Source organism: Kribbella qitaiheensis, assembly GCF_042657745.1.
GTDB classification, from domain to species: Bacteria; Actinomycetota; Actinomycetes; order Propionibacteriales; family Kribbellaceae; genus Kribbella; species Kribbella qitaiheensis.
Window position 1 is genome coordinate 21,297 of record NZ_JBHSKE010000045.1, and the last position, 19,322, is coordinate 40,618.

Annotated in this window: 12 protein-coding genes and 2 tRNA genes; 11 read left to right on the forward strand and 3 right to left on the reverse strand. The window is 67.3% G+C overall.

The window, feature by feature from the left end; translation table 11 throughout:
• Positions 1 to 6: 6 nt before the first annotated feature.
• Together ACFPJ1_RS28275 and ACFPJ1_RS28280 are read left to right on the forward strand one after the other, a co-directional pair.
• Positions 7 to 1,272, forward strand: a complete 1,266-nt coding sequence (locus tag ACFPJ1_RS28275; RefSeq protein ID WP_380108486.1) for a S1 family peptidase — start codon at positions 7 to 9, stop codon at positions 1,270 to 1,272.
• A gap of 159 nt (positions 1,273 to 1,431) precedes the next feature.
• Positions 1,432 to 1,504 (forward strand) — tRNA-Arg (locus ACFPJ1_RS28280).
• 48 nt (positions 1,505 to 1,552) lie between these two features.
• Here the strand turns inward: ACFPJ1_RS28280 and ACFPJ1_RS28285 are convergent.
• Positions 1,553 to 3,919: an arylsulfatase gene (locus tag ACFPJ1_RS28285; RefSeq protein WP_380108487.1), complete on the reverse strand. Its 2,367-nt coding sequence runs from the start codon at positions 3,917 to 3,919 to the stop codon at positions 1,553 to 1,555.
• Positions 3,920 to 4,296: 377 nt separating this feature from the next.
• Here ACFPJ1_RS28285 and ACFPJ1_RS28290 point away from each other — a divergent pair, with 377 nt between their 5' ends.
• Positions 4,297 to 6,540: a helix-turn-helix transcriptional regulator gene (locus ACFPJ1_RS28290; protein ID WP_380108489.1), complete on the forward strand. Its 2,244-nt coding sequence runs from the start codon at positions 4,297 to 4,299 to the stop codon at positions 6,538 to 6,540.
• Positions 6,541 to 6,558: 18 nt separating this feature from the next.
• Here ACFPJ1_RS28290 and ACFPJ1_RS28295 read toward each other — a convergent pair whose 3' ends face one another.
• Positions 6,559 to 6,891, reverse strand: coding sequence for a carboxymuconolactone decarboxylase family protein (locus ACFPJ1_RS28295; RefSeq protein ID WP_380108491.1), 333 nt, complete (start codon positions 6,889 to 6,891; stop codon positions 6,559 to 6,561).
• 297 nt (positions 6,892 to 7,188) lie between these two features.
• On the opposite strand from ACFPJ1_RS28295, the gene ACFPJ1_RS28300 reads away from it, so the two are divergent.
• The 4 genes from ACFPJ1_RS28300 to ACFPJ1_RS28315 all read left to right on the forward strand — a co-directional run bounded on the left by ACFPJ1_RS28300 (position 7,189) and on the right by ACFPJ1_RS28315 (position 12,631).
• Positions 7,189 to 7,440, forward strand: coding sequence for a hypothetical protein (locus ACFPJ1_RS28300; protein WP_380108492.1), 252 nt, complete (start codon positions 7,189 to 7,191; stop codon positions 7,438 to 7,440).
• A 205-nt stretch (positions 7,441 to 7,645) separates the two neighbouring features.
• Positions 7,646 to 8,107 carry a DUF6325 family protein gene (locus ACFPJ1_RS28305; RefSeq protein ID WP_380108494.1) on the forward strand — a complete coding sequence of 154 codons (462 nt, stop codon included), beginning with the start codon at positions 7,646 to 7,648 and terminating at the stop codon, positions 8,105 to 8,107.
• A 392-nt stretch (positions 8,108 to 8,499) separates the two neighbouring features.
• Entirely contained in the window at positions 8,500 to 9,798 is a 1,299-nt protein-coding gene (locus tag ACFPJ1_RS28310) for a hypothetical protein (RefSeq protein WP_380108496.1), read from the forward strand.
• Positions 9,799 to 10,498: 700 nt separating this feature from the next.
• A complete protein-coding gene (locus ACFPJ1_RS28315; RefSeq protein ID WP_380108497.1) occupies positions 10,499 to 12,631 on the forward strand; it encodes a helix-turn-helix transcriptional regulator in 2,133 nt (710 codons plus the stop codon).
• A 10-nt stretch (positions 12,632 to 12,641) separates the two neighbouring features.
• Here ACFPJ1_RS28315 and ACFPJ1_RS28320 read toward each other — a convergent pair whose 3' ends face one another.
• Positions 12,642 to 12,893 (reverse strand): hypothetical protein, encoded by a 252-nt coding sequence (locus ACFPJ1_RS28320; RefSeq protein ID WP_380108499.1) that lies wholly within the window; start codon positions 12,891 to 12,893, stop codon positions 12,642 to 12,644.
• A gap of 375 nt (positions 12,894 to 13,268) precedes the next feature.
• On the opposite strand from ACFPJ1_RS28320, the gene ACFPJ1_RS28325 reads away from it, so the two are divergent.
• The 4 genes from ACFPJ1_RS28325 to ACFPJ1_RS28340 all read left to right on the forward strand — a co-directional run bounded on the left by ACFPJ1_RS28325 (position 13,269) and on the right by ACFPJ1_RS28340 (position 19,291).
• Positions 13,269 to 14,297, forward strand: coding sequence for a hypothetical protein (locus ACFPJ1_RS28325; protein WP_380108501.1), 1,029 nt, complete (start codon positions 13,269 to 13,271; stop codon positions 14,295 to 14,297).
• Between the two features lie 272 nt (positions 14,298 to 14,569).
• Positions 14,570 to 15,964 carry a chloride channel protein gene (locus tag ACFPJ1_RS28330; protein WP_380108503.1) on the forward strand — a complete coding sequence of 465 codons (1,395 nt, stop codon included), beginning with the start codon at positions 14,570 to 14,572 and terminating at the stop codon, positions 15,962 to 15,964.
• 307 nt (positions 15,965 to 16,271) lie between these two features.
• A tRNA-Arg gene (locus tag ACFPJ1_RS28335) sits at positions 16,272 to 16,336 on the forward strand.
• Between the two features lie 201 nt (positions 16,337 to 16,537).
• Positions 16,538 to 19,291, forward strand: coding sequence for a helix-turn-helix transcriptional regulator (locus ACFPJ1_RS28340; RefSeq protein WP_380108505.1), 2,754 nt, complete (start codon positions 16,538 to 16,540; stop codon positions 19,289 to 19,291).
• The last annotated feature ends 31 nt before the right edge of the window (positions 19,292 to 19,322 follow it).

Below are 19,322 nucleotides of genomic sequence, written 5' to 3' on the forward strand. Positions count from 1 at the left end.
TGCTCAGTGTCACTGACCGTTTTGTCGGTCTCGGCGCTCCCGTCGACCGCCGCGGTGACCCCACCGGCCGCCGCGACGTCGCCCGTGGTCTGCAACCACGCGGACCCGACGACCACCTCGACTGATTCCGTGCGGCTGTCCCAGCCGACCAGCTCGACCGACTCCCGCCCGCTCGGCCAGGCCATCGGCGAAGGCGTCGCCGCCGCGATGCGCTCGATCGAGCCGCTCGACGCCACCGGCCGCCCGACCTCCGGCCTGCCGTATGGCCTCAGCCAGGGGATCGTCGGCGTACTCGGCACAGCCACAACGGGGTACAAGGTCGTCGTCGACGACTCGGTGGTCGACGAGAAGAAGTACCAGGCCGCTGTCGCGAAGAACGTGCCTGCCGCGGGGATGAAGATGCTGAAGGTCGAGCGGAGCTGCCGTTCCGCAGGCTCGATCGCCGCCGCGTGGAACGAGGTCGGCGGACGCTCCTGGACGGACGCCACGAAGACCACCTACACGGTCGACCTGGACCCGGCCACCGAGGACATCCTCGTCGAATACGACAAGGCGACCACCACGCCGGCGTCCCTCGCGGCCCTGCAGGCCATGGACGGAGTACAGGTCGTCGCTAGCGGCGCGGCCCGGCTGACCAGGCTCAACGACACCCCGACGGGCGGCCATTGGGGTGGTGCCCGGATCACCTCAGCGATCAAGAACTGCACAGCCGGCTTCTCGGTCATCCGCCGCTCCACGGGCCAGCGCGGATCCGTCACCGCCGGCCACTGTGGCGGCGTCGGCACCATCTGGCGCTCCGGCAGCAACTACTACGGCACGACCACTATCCGGACGAACTACCCCGACTACGACCAGTCCCTGGTGACCGGTAGCTCGTACGGCGCGAAGATTTGGACGGACGGCCCCGGCGACTCCGTCGACATCCGCACTGTCAAGGGCGGCGGCGACCCGGCCATAGGCACCGTCGTCTGCCAGTCCGGCAGTTACAGCACGTCCCTCTGCGGCATCACCGTCCAGTCGCTCAGCGCGAGCTACTGCGACACCGACGGCTGCACCACCTACGTCATCCGAGCCACCCGAGGCGGCTCCGTAGCCATCATCGGCGGCGACTCCGGCGGCCCCGTCTACACCCGCCCGTCCTCCACCGGCGCCACCATCCGAGGCATAACCTTCGCCGGCTCCGGCTGCTCCGCCTCCCGCTGCACCACCCTGTACGCCGAACGCTACGCCTCAATCTCCGGCCACCTAGGCGTCTCCGCCATCACGGGCTAACCGCCCCGGCGGCGACCTCGCCCCATCACGACCGGGCAAGCCCGTCCACAGGTCAAAGCCCGGGCCCATCCAGTGGACCGAGCGCGGGGTAACTCCGTGACGTCAGTCCGCTCGCTTCCGCTAGGCTGTCCCACGGCCCGCCACCAGGGTCCATCGTGCGCCCCCGTAGCTCAGGGGATAGAGCGTCGGTTTCCTAAACCGTGCGTCGCAGGTTCGAATCCTGCCGGGGGCACCCATCGAAAACAGTTTCATACGCAGTCGGGTTCGTGCGGACCTCCGCCTACTGTCGTGCCATCGCGATCCGGAGGCGTTCCTCGGGGTCGAGATAGTGGTCGTGGTTGTCGTCGCCGAGGTCGATCTGGACCCAGTTGATCTTGCCGGTGAAGCGGCTGGTGGCGGGCGTGTAGTCGGGGGTGACGGTGGTGCCTGATTCGTAGCCGATGTCGGTGGTTTCGTCGGCTGAGAAGATCATCGGCTGGGTTGCTTCGGCCCGGCCGGTGCCGACGGCTGTGCCGTCGTAGTACAGGGTGACGTTGCCTCCCTTGGCGAGGCCGCCGCCGTCGTAGGCGAACTCCATCCGCACCTGGTGGTTGCCCACCGGGATCGGGGAATCTGCCTCGGTCGCGAACTCCTGGATGCCCAGCACGTTGTAGGCGAACTTGGCCTTGCCCTGCTTGGCGTAGACCGTCCATCCTCCGAATCTGCCGCCCTGGGCGATGATCACGCCGTCGGCTCCGCCCTCGGGGACGACCACGTCGGCGGTGACCGAGAACGACTTGTTCTTGATGCTGACCACGCTGTTCTCCGAGAGCCTTCCCATCCCGGGGAAGAACTGCTGGGAGTTGCCGTGGATCAGGGTCGGCCGGCCGGCCATCGAGGGCTCGAGACGTTCGGACGTGCGGTCGTCCATCGGCAGCACGTTGTACTTCGTGGCTTCGATCAGCCAGAGCCGCTGCAACTTGGCGAGCATCTCGGGTTGTTTGGCCGCGAGGTCATGGGCCTGGCTGTAGTCGTCGGTGCCGTCGTAGAGCTCCCAGACGTCGTCGTCGAACGCCGGCAGGCTGCCGCCGACCATGACCCAGGGGGTGCGGTGCTTGGTGACCGCGCTCCAACCCCGGTGATAGATCCCGCGGTTGGCGAACATCTCGAAGTACTGCAGGTCGTGCCGTTCGGGCCCGGCGGCATCGTTGAAGGTGTCCAGCATGCTGGTGCCCTCCATGGGCGACTGCTGTACGCCGTTGACCATGGTCGGCTCGGGTAGCCCGGCCGCCTCGAGGATCGTGGGGGCGACGTCGATGACGTGGGTGAACTGTGTCCGCAGCCCACCGCGCTCCTCGATCCCGTTCGGCCAGTGCACGATCGTGCCGTTGCGGGTGCCGCCCCAGTGCGAGGCCACCTGCTTGGTCCACTGGAACGGGGCGTTCATCGCCCAGGCCCAACCGACCGAGTAGTGGTTGTACGAGCTGGGCGAGCCCAACTCGGCGATCTTGCTGACCAAGAACTCCGGCGTCTCCAGCGCGGCCATCCCGTTGAAGTTCGCCATCTCGTTGAAGGCCCCGTTGAGGGTGCCTTCGGCCGACGCACCGTTGTCGCCGATCATGTAGTAGACGATGGTGTTGTCCAGAACCCCGAGATCCTCGATCGTGTCGATGAGCCGGCCGACATGGTGGTCTACGTGCTCGAGGAACCCGGCGTACACCTCCATCTGCCGGGCCAGTACCGGCTTGAGCTCGTCGGCCATCTCGTCCCAGGCGGGGATCTCGGCGTGCCGCGACGTCAGGTCGGCGTCGGCCGGGATGACACCCAACTCCTTCTGCCGGGCGAAGGTGCGCTCGCGCTGCACGTCCCAGCCGTCGTCGAACTGGCCGGCGTACCGGTCGGCCCACTCCGTCGGGACATGGTGCGGGGCGTGGGTCGCACCCGGCGCGAAGTAGACGAAGAACGGCTTGTCCGGCATCAGCGCCTTCTGCTGCCGCACCCAGTTCACGGCCCGGTCGGCCAGATCCTCGGTCAGGTGGTAACCCTGCTCAGGTGTCGCGGGAGGCTCGACCGGGGTGGTTCCGTCGTACAAGGCCGGGTCCCACTGGTTGTTCTCGCCACCGATGAAACCGTAGAACGTCTCGAACCCCCCACCAACCGACGGCCACGCGTCGAACGGGCCCATCGGAGACGCCTGCCAGACCGGGACCTCGTGACACTTGCCGAACTGCGCCGTGGAGTACCCGTTCAGCTTCAATGTCATCGCCAGCGGCGCCTTGGTGTTCGGGCGCATCGAGCTGTTCCCGGGGGCCGAGGTCGCGGTCTCGGTGATGCTGCCCATCCCGACCGAGTGATGGTTACGGCCGGACAGCAGTGCTGCTCGGGTAGGCGCGCACAGCGCCGTGGTGTGGAACCGGTTGTAGCGCAGCCCACCCGCCGCCAGCCGGTCCGCCGTCGGCGTGCGACACGGACCCCCGAACGTGCTCGACGCACCGAACCCGACGTCGTCCAGCAACACGATCAAGACGTTCGGGGCGCCTTCAGGTGGCAGCAGCGGCTCGATCGGAGGGAACCGCGTGTCCGGGTCCTTCGCGTCGTACGTAGTCAGACCAGGCGACGGACGGTCAGGAATCGGCAACATCGCGCGCGCATGCCGGTCGGAACTCATCAGGTACCTCCTGTTGTTGTTTGATCCGCACCCCCGACGCGAACCCCCGGCGAAACTCGACTACTGCCCGAGTTCGCCCCGGATCCAGCGGCCGGGGAGGCGACTGCCTCTGCTGCGAGGTAGGCACAGACAGCGACCGGCGCCACGCCAGTGCGGAACCGGCGTGCTCGTGTCCCGAAGTCAGCCGTCATCGGACACATCCCTGGTCGGACGTCGATATGTCGCTTCACCTCATCCCACCGCGGCGGTGAAGCCCCCGCATCGCACACTTCGCGTGAAATTTGGTCATCTCAGCTGCTACCGCGGCCCAGTTGTGCTCGCGCGTTGTCAAACCTGAGTGAGGGTTGAGCGGGCGGTGATCGGTATACGCTTGGACCGTGGGCGGAGATCCTCAGGGGGATGCGCCGACAGCCGGGGGGCTGGATCGGCTACTGCTCGACGTCAAGTTCTCGATCCCGCAGCCTCGCCCGGGCTGGGTGAGTCGGGCCGAGCTCATCGAGCGGGCTCGGAGCAGCGACTGCCGCGTTGTCGGCGTCACCGCGCCCGCTGGCTACGGCAAGTCAACGCTGCTGGTTCAGTGGGCGTTCGCAGAAGATCGTCGAGTCGGGTGGGTGTCTCTCAACCGCTTCGACGATGACCCGGTGGCGCTGCTCACCTTGCTGGCGTCGGCGTACGCCAGAGTCTCGCCGGGCAACGCCGGACTCGTTGCCGCAATGGGTGGACTGGGAGTATCCGCTCTGGGCCGCGCAGCGCCGCACCTCGCCTCGACGCTCAGCGCTAGCCCGGCTCCGTTCGTGCTCATGCTGGATGACCTCCAGGAACTCCGGTCACCGGCTTGTCACGACGTACTGGGGGTGGTGATTTCGGGGATTCCTGCCGGCTCACAGCTGGTGGCTGCGAGTCGTTCGGAGCAGCCGCTCCTACCACGGCTGCGCGCGTTGGGCGATGCGGTGGAGCTGCTGCCAGACGAATTGGCCCTGGATGCCGACGGAGCCGAGCAGATCTTTGCGCAGGCGCACGTCAGCATCTCTCGCGAGGCGGCGGCCGCGGTGACCGAGCGGACCGAAGGCTGGCCAGCCGGCCTCTACCTCGCCGCAGTGATCGCGCGCGACAACCACGGCGGGAGGCAGGCGGTGTCCGGCGACGACCGGTTCGTTGCCGACTACCTGTACCGCGAGTCGCTGAGCCAGCTGCCCCAGACCACGCAGCGGTTCCTGCGGCGCACGGCGGTGCTCGACCAGCTCAATGCCCCGCTGTGTGATGCCGTCCTCGGAGAGTCGGGCGGGCAGCGGCGGCTGCGTGCCCTCGAATCATCGAACTCGTTCTTGATCCCGCTTGACCGGGGGCGGGGTTGGTACCGCTATCACACACTGTTCCGGGAATTTCTGCTCGGTGAGCTGCGTCGCGTCGAGCCCGACGTCATCACGAAACTGCACCTCCGGGCGGCCGACTGGTACGAGGCCAACGGATCCCCGGCACTCGCCCTCGAGCACTTGCTGAACACCGCCGAGCGAGACCGGTGCGTCCAGCTGACCGCACAACTGGTCCTGCCGACCTACAAGGCCGGCCACATGTCGACTGTGCAGCGGTGGCTCGCGGCGCTCGGTGACTCCGCTATCGAAGGTTATCCGCCGCTCGCCGTGCTCGCCGGCTGGGTCGCTGCGTTGACCGGGCAGACCGCCGAGGCGCAGCGGTGGGCGGCGATCCTCGACGCTGCTTCGTTTGACCTTGCGTCCGTGGGGGGCACGTCTTTCGACCTCGCGCGGTCGATGTTGCGGGCCGCCATGTGTGCGTCCGGCCCAGAGCACATGATGACGGAGGCAAGCTTCGCGGTGGCCAACGAGCCTCCAACCAGCCCGTGGCGCGATACGGCGCTCTTCTTGTCCGCCGAGGCGCATCTGCTCACCGGCCAGGTTGACCAGGCGTGCGACTTGTTCACCGAGTCGTCGTCGGCCGCAGCCATGATGTCCAACGCCGACTCGCTCGTTCTCAGCGAATCCGAGCTCTCATTGGTGGCGATGGATCGCGGGCGATGGGCGGAGGCTGCCGAACGCCTCGAACGGGTCCTCGTCGTGATCGACGAGCATCGGATGCACGACTACGCCACGAGCGTGCTCGCTTTTGCCGCGGCGGCCCGCCTCACCTTGCACAGCGGTGACCTGGGCGAGTCGGACCGCCAGATCACGCGGGCCATGCGGGCACGCCCATCGTGCACGTTCGTGCTGCCCTTTCTCGCTGTAGGCACCCGGCTACAGCTCGCCAAGGTTCACCTGGCGCGAGGCGACCATGCGACCGCTCGTCACCTCCTGCGTGAGATCGACGACGTCCTGCTGCACCGACCTGATCTTGGCAGCCTCGTCGATCAGGTCTCCGCGCTACGTCAGCTCCTTACCGTGAGAACGCAGACCGGAGCCGCTGCCCGGCAACCCCTCACCCCGGCAGAACTCAGGCTGCTGCCGTACCTCCAGACGCATCTCACGATCAGCCAGATCGGCCAGCGGCTGTTTGTCTCCCGCAACACGGTGAGCTCGGAGGTCTCGTCGATCTATCGCAAGCTCGGCGTATCATCACGCGACGCCGCAGTGCATCAAGCGACCGCGATCGGGCTGCTCGGCGAGTAGCCGAAGTCGCCCATCCGACTACAGCTCCACGGCGTCTTCGACGTCGTATCCCAGCGCCAGCGCCAGCTTCGGGGCCGCTGACACAACCCGCGGAATCCCGACAACGGGAAGTACACCGACAAGCACGTCGACGATCTCGGCCGCGCTCGCGCCCGCATCCACCGCGGCATCGACCTGTGCTCCGTAGGTCGGAACCGCGCCGCCGACCGCAGCCACCGCCGCCAGCCGGACCAGCGCCAGCGTCCGCGGGTCCAGCACAGGGTCGATTTCCGGCGTGGCTGCGCCGACGAGCCTCTCGAGCATGCGTTCGTCATTGATCGCAAGACGGCGCAGCAGGTCGATGTGGTCCAACGGTCACACCATCCTTCCACCCGCTTGGCACCCCATGAATCTGTCCCAGGAGAAGCTCTCACCACACTGGACGAGGAGACATCGGCCAGCATCACGCAGATCAGGTGAACGGGCTCCTCGCCCCCGAGAAACCGGCACAGATGCGCTCGTGGATGGACAGACAGCCACCTTCACGCATTCTGCGTGACGACACCCCTTCATCCCCGCCCGGATGATCACGTTGAAGTCGTGCAGCTCAGCGAGCCGACACCTCGCGACCATGATTGGACAAAGGTCGATGACTGCTCTGTTTCGGCGGTGGTCCTGGCCAGCATCGTCGGCTGGTGCATGCTCGCGCGACCGCTTCAACGGGCGGGGCTCACCGCTCCCATCGTGTTCGTCTCCACGGGATTCGTGCTGGCCGAAGCGCTCGGGATCCTCGGCGTCCTGGTCCTGGCTTTGCTCAGCCACACCGGAGCGTTGCTGGTGGACGGGAACGGTTTCGGGCGCGCTGGCCGTTGCGGTGATCGGCGAATCGCTGACCTGCGGGAGCTCCCCGCACACCGCTGAACGGTGAGTTGCACGTGCTCGCAGCCGGGCCGTGGCAATCTCTCGGCGTCCTGGAGCGCCGTGAGGGGGCAGCTGACTGGTTTCACGCAGAAGACATGATGCGACGCCGATCAACCGGCCCAAAGCTGGGGCTCACACATGCGAAACAGCGAACTTTGAGGGACTGGATCCGCGCCAGCTTCCTCCGTACGTGAGGAGCGTGCCAATGGACGACACGAGCAATGGTGAACTGGGACCGGTCGACTGGGTCGTGGCCGAGTTCCCGGGAAGCAGGTTCAACGGACAGATCGCGCCGGCCTTGCGTGACCTCGTCGACCGCGGCCTCATCCGGGTACTGGACCTGTTGGTGCCGAAGAAGGCTTCCGACGGGTCGCTCGAGTCGTTCGAGCTCTCCGACCTCGACGAGGGGGAGGTCGGAGAGCTGCGCGGGTACGAGGCTGAACTGGCGCTGCTGCTCAGCGAGGACGACGTGACTGCTATCGAGCCCGGGAGCTCGGCAGCAGTACTGGTGTGGGAGAACCAATGGGCAGCCCCATTCGCCTCGACGGTGCGGGCCTCAGGCGTTCTGCTCGTGGCCAGTGGGCGTATCCCGACCCAGGCTCTGCTCGCTGCACTCGAAGCGGACGATGAACAGAGCGAGGAAACAGTAGAGCGAGAAGGAGCCTGACATGCCAATGGCCAGACGACGCGCGCGCCGCGCCTCCGCGATTGGACCTGCACCCGTCGCCCGCACCGCTACGACGGTCGCCACGGCTGCGGTGGTGGCCCACGGAGTCAACCGGCGATCCGACCGGAGAGACGACCGCCGAGACGACCGCGGAGACCGGCGAGACGATCGCCGCTGAGTCAAGGGGACCAACGCCTCGGTACCGACGCGGAGGACGAGCTTCGCTATCCCGCGAGGTGCATCGAGCTGCAACTGGAGGGGGAAAGCGGTGCTTGGCATCAGGCGATTCAGATTCAGGACGCTCGATGGCGGCGGCTGCGGGCAGCAACCGCCGGCTTCCAAGGACCTGAGGAACGGCGCTACTGGTAGCGCCGGAGACGAGGACACAGAGCATGTCTGACCCAGCAGCCAACTTGCCGAGCGGCCCGGAACCCGCCGTACCCGTTGAAGCGCCACAAGGCGGGCGGCCGTCGAAGACCCGCTCCGTCTTCGCGGTCCTCTGTGTAGTGCTGGCCGGGTTGTTGACGACGCCGGCGGCGGTCGCGTACTGGGGACAGCGGACGCTGAACGACACGCAGCGCTACGTGGATACGGTGAGCCCGCTGGTGAACTCGCCGCAGGTGCAGGACGTGATCGCGACGAAGGTCACCGACGCGATCGAGAAGCAGGTCGACATCGAGGCGATCCTCAACGACGTGTTCGCCGGGGTCATCACCGACCGGCCCCGGTTGCAGCAACTCGTCGGACCGTTGTCGGCCGCGATCAACAGCCTGATCGACAACCAGGTCCGGGCCTTCCTCGCCTCGGACGCCTTTGACGACATCTGGGTCGCGGTCAACACCAGGGCACAGCAGGGCCTTCAGCGCGTGCTGTCGGGCGATGAGTCCGGCTCCGTCTCACTGCAGGGCGACCAGGTCGTGCTGGACGTCTCCGACGTCATCGAGCAGGTCAAGCAACGCCTGGTCGACCGCGGGCTCACGATCGTGGAGAAGGTCCCGATCCCGGAATCGGATCGGCAGGTCGTCTTGATGGAGGCCCCGCAACTCAAGCAGCTCCGGACCATCTACGCATTCGCCAATCCGGTGGCGCAGTGGCTGATCGTGGTCGTGGCGGCGCTCTATCTGGCGGCTCTGCTGCTCGCGCGCCGGCGTCCACGCATGACGGTCTGGATCGGGGCCGTCGTGGCGGCCAACGCGCTGCTCTTGGCACTGGCACTGTCGGTCGGACGGCAGTTGTTCATCGACCAACTGGCGGGCACCACCTTCGGCCCGGCGAGCAGAGTCTTCTACGACACGTTGCTTGTCTACCTCGATCGCGGCCGGCAGGTGTTCCTCTGGCTCGGACTGATCCTCGTCGTGACCGGCTGGTTCACCGGATCCAACAGGTACGGGACCGCCGTGCGGAGCTCTGTCGCCGGTGGGTTGGAGTCGGTCGGCGCGGCGATGGCCGACAGCCCGGTCGGCAGCGCCGGTGGATGGGTCGCAGCCAATGCCCGATGGTTGCGCGTTGCCGTTGGCCTGCTGGGTGTCGTGGTCCTGCTCTGGGGCAACGAGATCTCACTGTCGCGGCTGTTCTGGTCGTTGGCGATCGTGCTCGCCCTGCTTGCCGTCGTCCAGGTCCTGGTCGGCGCAGGCCGCCGGCCGGCGGCTCCCCGGCCAGAAGCCGAAGCCGCCACCAGCGGCGCCCAATAGTTGGGCATAGTCCGCGGCCGGGCCCGGCTGCGGATCCTCTCCCAACCTGGCCAGACCATCAGCCGCAGACCGGTTCCGCCAGTCGGTCATCAGTTCAGCGTGGGAACACCATGGGAACAAAGAGGCGTCGATCCGAGGCAACTGGAGTCAAGATCGGCCGAACTGGAGTTGGCCAGACACGCCTGGTGGGGCGTATGGCGGTGTGGTGCGTCGGTTTCCTAAACCGCGCGGCGCAGGTTCGAATCCTGCCGGGGGCACCCACTGTAGCCACAAGAACGTGGTTCGAGGCGACAGTTCTGCGCTGTCCCGATCGGTTGGCGTCTACTTGCCGGCGCTGTCGGTTCATGCGGGCGGGAGGAGGTTGCCGTCGCCGCTCGTTGCGGACAGAATCGAGATCGGTGCTGTGGGCCGCGTGTACGCGGCCGCACCGCCCTGGAGTTTGGAGGTAGCGTGACGACCCGCGACGCTGCGAGACGACTGGACCCGATCCTTTGGCGGAATCCGAGCGCGTTCGGCGTCTAGCCTCGATCGGGCCGTCGACCGATCACCGATCGCGAGATCTCCTCGAGGGACGATCTCGGCTTCAGGCTGCCGTTCTGGCGAACCTTGTCGGCTCCTCGTGACTACTGTCCTCATCGAGACGAAGCTTCGGTCTCCCAGCCTTCGGACGGCGATTGTGTCGCGTCCACGGCTAGTGGAGATGCTTGCCGCCTCTGACGCGCCTATCGGTGTCGTCGTCGCGCCGCCGGGCTTCGGCAAGACGACGTTGCTCGTCCAATGGCAAGCGTCGAGCGAGCGCCCCTTTGCCTGGCTGTCGCTCGACGACACTGACAACGATCCGGTCGCGTTCTGGTCGTGCCTCGTCGCGTCGATCGATCGCGTCGTTCCTGACTTCGCACACTCTGTGGTGCCGGCCCTCAGCTCGATGGGCGGCCTGGCTCTCGATGCCGTGGTGGCGCGGATCCTGAACGAGCTGGATGCCTTGGACGAGCAGATCGTTCTCGTCCTCGACGACTACCACCGGATCACGAACCGTGAGTGCCACGACACCCTGGCGTTGCTGCTGGAGCGGCTGCCTTCCACCCTGCAGCTGATCATCTCGACACGATCGGACCCGCCGCTGCCAGTGGCGCGATGGCGGGCGAACGGGCGCGTGACCGAGCTGCGAGCGGCGGACCTCAGCTTCACCGACACCGAGGCCGCGGAGGCGCTCAACCGAACCTGGGGACTGGATCTCAGCGCCGAATCGATCGCAATCCTCCACGAACGCACCGAAGGCTGGCCCGCCGGGCTCTACCTCGCCTGCCTCTCAGTTCGTGGCTCGAGCGACCCCGCGGCGCTCGTTGCGGATTTCGGTGGGGCGACCCGCCTGGTCATCGACTACCTGATGGAGGTCGTGCTCGAGCAGCAAGGAGACGAGCTAGGCACCTTCCTGTTGGACACGTCAGTCCTCGACGGATTGTGCGGGCCGCTCTGTGATGCCGTCACAGAACGGGATGACTCGACAACTCTTCTCGCCCGGCTCGAGCACGAGAACCTCTTCATCGTCGCGCTCGACGACCGGCGTGACTGGTTCCGCTATCACCACCTGTTCGCCCAGGCCCTGAACGAGGAACTGAGCCGCGAGCATCCCGAGCGGCGGCCGATACTTCACCAGCGTGCCGGCGAGTGGTTCGAAGCAAGAGGTGACTTCGGCCAGGCGATCCGGCACGCCTTCGCCGGCGGCGATCTCGACACAGCCGCCGCGCTGGTAGCCACCCATTCGATCGACTCTCTCAACCTCGGGCGACTGGCGACCGTCAGCGGCTGGCTAGCGACCTTCCCGCGGCCCATCGTCGAGGCCGACGCTCGCCTGCTTCTTGTCGAGGCATGGATCTCGGGTCTCCAAGGGGATGCCGAGGGCGGACTGCACGCGGTGTCGGCCGCGCAGCGCGTGGGCCATGACGGCGAGCTTCCCGATGGTTCCGGCACGGTCGAGGAGAGCGCGGCACTGATCCGAGCCACGTTCCCCTGGTCGGACGTGGGTGCAATGCTGTCGGCCGCACGGTCCGCGCACACACGCCAGCGCGAGCGGGCGTCACCTTGGCAAGCCCTGGCCGCACTCGACCTCGGCTGGGCACTCATCCTCGCGGGCGCACCAGATCAGGCACGCGAGCCGCTGATGCAGGCCGTCACGCTCGCTTCCCGCAGCGAGCAATGGGTGGCGGCCGGCGATGCGCGGGCGCTGCTCGCCGAGATCTCAGCCGCAGCAGCCGATCTCGAGCCGGCCGAGGCGTGGATCCACGACGCCCTCGAAATGGCCACCAGGCACGGTTACGCCGACCTTCCCCAGGTCGGCCATTACCACGTGGTGGCCGGCACGATCCACGCCCGCAGGGGCAACGACGAGGAGGCGGACCGCCTCATCAGCATCGGTCTCCGGCAGATGCGCGGCTCGTGGGAGCCCCTTCATGTCGCGCAGGCTCTCCTCTCTCTCGCGGCCGTTCGTCACTCCCTCGGTGCACGGGGGGAGGCGCGCGCGATGCTCGATGAGGCTCGCGCCTTGATCGACGCCTGCCACGACCCCGGCAGCCTCAGGGACCGCCTCAAACAAGCCACACACGCCCTGGTACCGGCCTACCGCCGCGCCGATCAGGACACGAAACTCACCGAGCGCGAGTTGGAGGTGCTCAGAGTGCTCGCGGCCGGGGCAACTGAGCGTGAGGCCGCCACGAAGCTCTTCGTCTCGCACAGCACGATCCACTCGCACACGAAGTCGATCTACCACAAGCTCGGCTGCACGTCCCGGGATGAGGCCGTCGCCCGGGTACGCGAGCTCGGCCTCCTCACCTGAGCGACAAGGATCACCCGGGCGGCTTCGTTTCCACGGCCCGGTGCACACTCACAAGCTCGATGCCGTGGTCGTACAGCCAACCGAGGATGCCCTGAAGCTTGGCCTGGTCGGCGCTTTCGACGCGCAGGATCGACTCAGTGCCGGCCGACTCGACGACGACTCCCTCCAAGGCCTCAGTGAAGCGCTCGGTGAGCTCGCCGCGGACCACGATCCGGTAGGAGACAGGGCGGTGACCTGAGCGGTCGGCGAATCCGGAGTCCATACGCGAAGCATCCACGCGGCCGCCTTTCGAGTCATCGCCCGTGGATGGATCTCCCCTAGGGGAGATCACGCCACGGGTGACGACTCGGGGGATGGCCAGACCTAGGCTCAACGGCGTAGGGCAGGGAACGAGGACGACGGCATTCAGTGGTCTCAGGGAGTCCTGGGTGTCCCACACATTGTTTCGACAGCGGCGCCTCCGCCGAAGGCACCCTGAATCGCGCCTCCATCAACTATGAGGAACACTCCGCGCTGCCATGGCCAGACAGAAAGGCGCACCGGCCCTGCCCTGCCCACGACGCAGCGGACGCTAGCGCGAGCAATATCTGGAACTCGGCGAGAGTCCCAGTCCGAGAGATCGAGGGAGCGCAGCTAAATGACATTTGTGGAGAAGGACCGCCTCATTGGCGGTCGGTCCGAGCAGGAATTTCTGAAGATCAGCTGGGAGGGAGAGATCTTCGGTACTGCCTTGTTCGAGGCGATCGCCGAGAAGTATCCCGAGCACGCCGACAACGCGACGGCCGCCGCAACGATGGAGTGGTACAACGTCCACCGCGCCGAGGAGTTCGGCCACGCCGCCGGCGTGAGCGTCACCTTGAAGGAGGCCGAGAAGCTCGGTCGGCAAGGTACGGATATGGCGCACAAGAAGTCGTTCGAAGACGTGGCGAAGGAATTGATGAAGGAGACCCCGTACGCCGACAAGCTGTACGCGGAGATGGGCAAGCACACCCAAAACCACGAGCTGAAGGCCTTCGCTGACGACCTGATGGTGCACGAGCCCGCGCTACGGGACTGGGTCAAGTCCGAGCTGGACGGAAACTCCGACGACGCCGCACAGGTCTTCGCCTATCTCGAACGCCACGGAATCAACAGAGAAGAAGCGGTGACCCCGCGGAATAACAGAGAAGCCCGCGAAGGGGATACGCAGCACCTGGTGCTCGCGTTCTTCCCCAGCGAGGACCTCGCCGACCAGGCGGCCATGGTGGTCAAGAACTGGGAGAACGCCAGCGACTACATGAAAGTCGACGGGGTCGGCGTACTCGTCAAGGACGAGAACGGTGAGATCAAGGAGCACAAGCTCGGGAAGCGGTCCGGGAAGAAAGGCATGGGGATCGGCGTCGCCCTGGGCGTGGTCGCGGCGATACCGACAGGCGGTCTCTCCCTGCTCGGGGGTGCGGCCGGAGGCGTGGTCGGGGGCGGCGTCATCGGCCACTTCTTCAACAAGGGTCTGAAGCTGAGCGAGGAGGATGCCGCGCGGATCAGCAGCGAGCTCGACGCAGGTCATGCCGCAGTAGGGGTGCTCGCCTGGAACTTCGAGGCCGACGCCGTGGCAGACAAGCTGAAGGAACTGGGCGGAACGCCCGAGACTCACGAGGTGGCCAAGCTGCCACCTGAGAGTCAGTAGCGCGCAGCAGCAGCTCAACAATCGAGTGCGGTGTGAGGCGGAATCGACAGGGACCAGTACGCCAGCCGTCCCGAAACGCGTCTCAGGTATGTACAGCCTCGGCGGCGGGCCGCTCTTCGGCTCCGGATTGACCATCGACACCGCGGCCGAGCTGCACGAGAGGGCATGAACAGCCCCGACCGAGCGATCGCGTGACCTAGTTCGGAACGGCCAAATCGGCCGTCCGAGGTGGCCCGGCATCCCGGGCTCGTTCTCCTGAGGAGGCGTGGCTGATGACCGACTCGCACATGCCCTCGGGGGTATCCCCCGCAGAGGGTCGGGCTGCCGCCTCGCCGCCGGCCGGACCACCGGCGACGGACCCGGTCGCAGTCATCCGTTCCAGGGCGTACCTCTCGGCGCTGCTGCTGGCGGCGATCCTGGGTATCCCGATCTCGGTCGTGGCCTACGGTTTCCTGGCCCTGGTCGCCGAGATCCAGTCGTTCGTGTTCGACGATCTGCCGCAGGATGTCTTCACCGGGAGCGTCCCCGCCTGGTGGCCGGTGCCTTGGCTGGCGCTGTGCGGCCTCCTCACCGGGCTGACCATCCGCTACCTGCCAGGCAACGCCGGCCACTCACCCGCCTTCGGGTTCAAGACCGGCGGAGGTCCACCCGTCGACAAGGAACTCCCCGGCATCATCCTCGCCGCACTCACCACCCTCAGTTTTGGCGCCGTCCTCGGCCCCGAAGCACCCCTCATCGCCATCGGTGGCGGCCTCGCCGCGCTGACCGTCCACCTCGCGAAGAAAGACGCACCACCGATGGCCTTGACGATCCTGGCCTCGGCCGGCAGCTTCGCCGCAATCAGCACACTGCTCGGCTCCCCGATCCTCGGCGCATTCCTGATCATGGAAGCCGCCGGCATCGGCGGCGCAACACTCAGCCTGGTCGCGCTACCAGGACTACTCGCCTCCGGCATCGGCGCACTCGTCTTCATCGGACTGGACAACTGGACAGGACTCGGAAACTTCTCACTGGCCCTCACGACCGTGCCGCCCGCGACAAACCCGACCATCGCCACCATGGCATGGGCCCTGGCCATGGGAGCCGCCGGCGCACTCCTGGGCTGGGCGATCCGGTGGATCGGGTTATCGCTGCGCCCCGTCGTACATATCAACCGAGTACTGGTCACGACCATCCTCGGCGTCGCCATCGGCCTCACTGCCATGGCATACCAACTCATCTCCAACAGAAGCTTCACCCAAGTACTGTTCTCCGGCCAGGACGCCTTGCCCGAACTCGTCGAACACGCCGCCGACTACTCGGTCGGCGTACTGATCCTGCTCGCCGCCTGCAAAGCCCTGGCCTACGGACTCTCACTGAGCGCCTTCCGCGGCGGACCAGTCTTCCCCGCCATGTTCACCGGCGCCGTACTGGGAATCGCCGCAAGCGGCCTACCCGGCATGAGCCTCGCACCAGCCATCGCCATGGGCATCGGAGCCATGTGCGCCACGATGCTCCGACTGCCCCTGACCTCGACGCTGTTGGCCACCCTCCTACTCGGCGCCGACGGCGTATCGGTAACACCACAGGTCATAGTCGCTGTAGTCGTGGCCTTCGTCATCACCTACATACTCCCCGATCCAAGTTCTAAGGCGCCGAAGCATTCTCGCTCGCCGCAGTCGGGCTGATCTCCGCATCGCAGGATGCCGCGTCGAGCCGCCGGAGGCGTACAGCCTGATGCCGAGTCTGAACCGCCACCAGCACTCTCATGGTGTTGCTCTGCGCGACGATGTCCCGAATTCCACGTGGCGAAGACCGGGACAGTGAAGGAGCGACGAGGGTGCCTGTCCGCGCTGATTGCCGGCATTCAGAATGATGGGACCTCGCCCACGCTCAGCAGTTCAGCGTGGGACACCCTGGGAACAAAGAGAAGTCAACCCCAGTCAAGTGGAGTCAAGATCAGCCGAACTGGTGTTGGCTTGTTACGCCTGGAGGGGCGCAAGTCGGTGGGATGCGTCGGTTTCCTAAACCGTGCGTCGCAGGTTCGAATCCTGCCGGGGGCACACCCATCGTTCGGGGCCGGGCACCTTGTGATGCGGCGATGGTCGCGGCGGCAGCCCACGCTTGATCCATAAGCGAGGTCAACTCGGCAGGCATGGTGTCCTCCGTCCGCTGATGCACAACAGACGTCCGCCAACTGATCTGCGACACTGAAACGCATATCGGCGAGACGTGCAAGGTGAGCGGCAGGACCATCGACCATGGGCGTGTCTAGCGGTGATCTCGGCACGGGGCTGCTAGACCGGCGCGGCGAGCGCGCGGCAGTGGATCGGGTGCTGGACCGGGCGCGGGTCGGCAACAGCTCTGTGCTGGTCGTGCGCGGCGAGCCAGGGATCGGCAAGACGGTCCTGCTGGACTATGCGCTGCGCCGGGCGTCGGCATCGGGCCTGCGTGTGGTCCGGGCGTGGGGTGTGGAGTCGGAGATGGAGCTGGCCTTCGCCGGGCTGCACCAGTTGTGCCTGCCGTTGCTGGGCCGGCTGGAACAGCTGCCGAAGCCGCAGCGGGACGCGCTGGGGGTCGCGTTCGGGATGCGGGAGGGGCCGGCTCCGGATCGTTTCCTGGTCGGCCTGGCCGTGTTGAGCCTGCTGGCCGCGACCGCAGACGACCAGCCGCTGGCCTGCGTGGTGGACGACGCGCAGTGGCTCGACCGGGCCTCGGTGCAGTGCCTGGCGTTCGCGGCGCGGCGGCTGCTGGCCGAGCCGATCGCCCTGATCTTCGCGGTCCGCGAGCCCGGCGACGACCAGGAACTGGCTGGCCTGCCCGCACTGACCGTCACCGGGCTCGGCAATGCCGATGCGCGCACCTTGCTGGCCACGGCGATCAGCGGGCGGCTGGACGCGGAGGTGCGCGACCGGATCCTCGCGGAGACACGCGGCAACCCACTCGCCCTGCTGCAGCTGCCCCGCGGTCTGGGACCAGCCGAGCTGGCCGGAGGTTTCTGGCTGCCCGACCCGCGGCCACTGGCCAGCCGGATCGAAGACAGCTTTCATCGGCAGTTCCAGTCGCTTCCGCACCGGACACAGCGGTTGCTGCTGACCGCCGCGGCCGATCCGAGTGGCGCCACGCCCTTGTTGTGGCGCGCGGCCGAACTGCAGGGGATCCCGCCCGACGCCGCAGCGGCGGCCGAGACTGCTGGACTGGTCGAGTTCGGTGCCCGGGTGCACTTCGGCCATCCCCTGGTCCGCTCCGCGGTCTACCGGGCTGCCTCGGCTGATGACCGGCGGGATGCGCATCGCGCGCTGGCCGAGGCCACCGATCCCGAGGCTGATCCCGACCGGCGAGCCTGGCATCGCGCCCACGCCGCGATAGGCCCTGACGAGGAGGTGGCCGCCGAGCTGGAACGCTCGGCCGGCCGGGCACAGGCGCGCGGGGGCCTAGCCGCGGCGGCCGCGTTCCTCGAGCGCGCAGCGGCACTGACACCGGACCCGGCGCAGCGCGCCAACCGGGCGCTGGCCGCAGCCCAGGCCAAGATCCAGGCGGGCGCGTTCGATGCCGCGGTGAAGCTGCTGGGCATGGCCGAGGCCGCACCGCTCGACGAACTCCAGCGCGCCCGCGTCGATCTCCTGCGCGCCCAGCTCGCCTTCGCGGCAAACCGGGGCAGCGACGCCCCGTCACTGCTCCTGAGCGCAGCCAAACGACTCGAGCCCATCGATGCCGCTCTTGCCCGCGACACCTACCTGGACGCGCTGAACGCCGCGCTGTTCGCAGCCCACCTGGCCAGTCCGGGCGGACGGCCGCCGGAGGTGGCCGCGGCAGCGCGTGCGGCGCCACGGCCGCCACACCCGCCCCGCCCACACGATCTCCTCCTCGACGGCCTGGCCGCGAACTTCAGCGAGGGACACGCGGCAGGTGCTCCTATTCTGCAGCGTGCGCTGAGCGCCTTCGACGAGGAGACGTCCGCGGAGGCGGAGCTTCGCTGGCTGTGGCCGGCCTGTGTCGCGGCCATCCACCTCTGGGACGACGCCAGGTGGGACAGGTTCTCCAGCCGGCACGTACGTCTCACCCGCGACGCCGGCGCGCTCAGCGAGCTTCCCAACGCACTGAGCCAACGCGCCTACGTGCTCCTCTTCGCCGGTGAGCTGGCCGCCGCCGCCTCGCTCGTCGAGGAAATGCAGGTGGCGACCGAGGCGACAGGGAGCAGCCGCCTCGCGCCCTACAGTTCCCTGGCCCTCGCCGCGCTGCGGGGCCGCGAAGCCGAGGTGTCCATCCTGGCCACCGCCACCAAGGAAGAAGTTGTCCAACGTGGCGAGGGTATCGGGATCGGCCTCACCGATTGGGCGACCGCGGTGCTCCATAACGGTCTTGGTCACTATCAGAACGCGATGCAAGCAGCCGAAACCGCCAGCGCATACCTCTCTAACGTAAGCCCCTCAGTGAGCTGGGGCCTGGTCGAGCTGGTCGAGGCGGCCGCACGCTGCGGGTTGCCCGAGCGCGCCGCCGACGCCGTACGGCGGCTGTCGGAGTCCACCAGTCTCAGCGGCAGCGACTGGGCGCTCGGGGTCGAAGCGCGTTCACGGGCATTGCTGAGCGAGGGTGAAACCGCTGATCGGCTGTACCGTGAGGCGATCGAGCGGCTCGGCCGCACCCGCATGCGTGTGGAGCTGGCCCGCTCGCATCTGGTCTACGGCGAATGGCTACGCCGCGAGAATCGCCGTACCGACGCGCGCGAGCAGCTTCGCATCGCCCACGAGATGCTCACCGATATGGGCCTGGACGGTTTCGCCGACCGCGCCCGCCGAGAGCTACTGGCAACCGGGGAAACCGTTCGCAAGCGCACCGTGGACACGCTCACCGATCTCACCGCCCAGGAGGCCCAGATCGCCAAGCTGGCCCGCGACGGACGCACCAACCAAGAGATCGGCAGCCAGCTGTTCATCAGCCCTCGTACCGTCGAGTGGCATCTGGGCAACGTCTTCACCAAGCTCGGCATCACCTCACGCAAAGATCTCCGCTGACCCCAGTCGCCACGATCCGCCGGTGACCTCT

Bases quoted from the DNA above. Each gene is read 5' to 3' on its own strand.
- ACFPJ1_RS28285 (WP_380108487.1), bottom strand. From the start codon at position 3,919: ATGAGTTCCGACCGGCATGCGCGCGCGATGTTGCCGATTCCTGACCGT.
- ACFPJ1_RS28305 (WP_380108494.1), top strand. From the start codon at position 7,646: ATGGACGACACGAGCAATGGTGAACTGGGACCGGTCGACTGGGTCGTG.
- ACFPJ1_RS28310 (WP_380108496.1), top strand. From the start codon at position 8,500: ATGTCTGACCCAGCAGCCAACTTGCCGAGCGGCCCGGAACCCGCCGTA.
- ACFPJ1_RS28315 (WP_380108497.1), top strand. From the start codon at position 10,499: ATGCTTGCCGCCTCTGACGCGCCTATCGGTGTCGTCGTCGCGCCGCCG.
- ACFPJ1_RS28320 (WP_380108499.1), bottom strand. From the start codon at position 12,893: ATGGACTCCGGATTCGCCGACCGCTCAGGTCACCGCCCTGTCTCCTAC.
- ACFPJ1_RS28325 (WP_380108501.1), top strand. From the start codon at position 13,269: ATGACATTTGTGGAGAAGGACCGCCTCATTGGCGGTCGGTCCGAGCAG.
- ACFPJ1_RS28330 (WP_380108503.1), top strand. From the start codon at position 14,570: ATGACCGACTCGCACATGCCCTCGGGGGTATCCCCCGCAGAGGGTCGG.
- ACFPJ1_RS28340 (WP_380108505.1), top strand. From the start codon at position 16,538: ATGGGCGTGTCTAGCGGTGATCTCGGCACGGGGCTGCTAGACCGGCGC.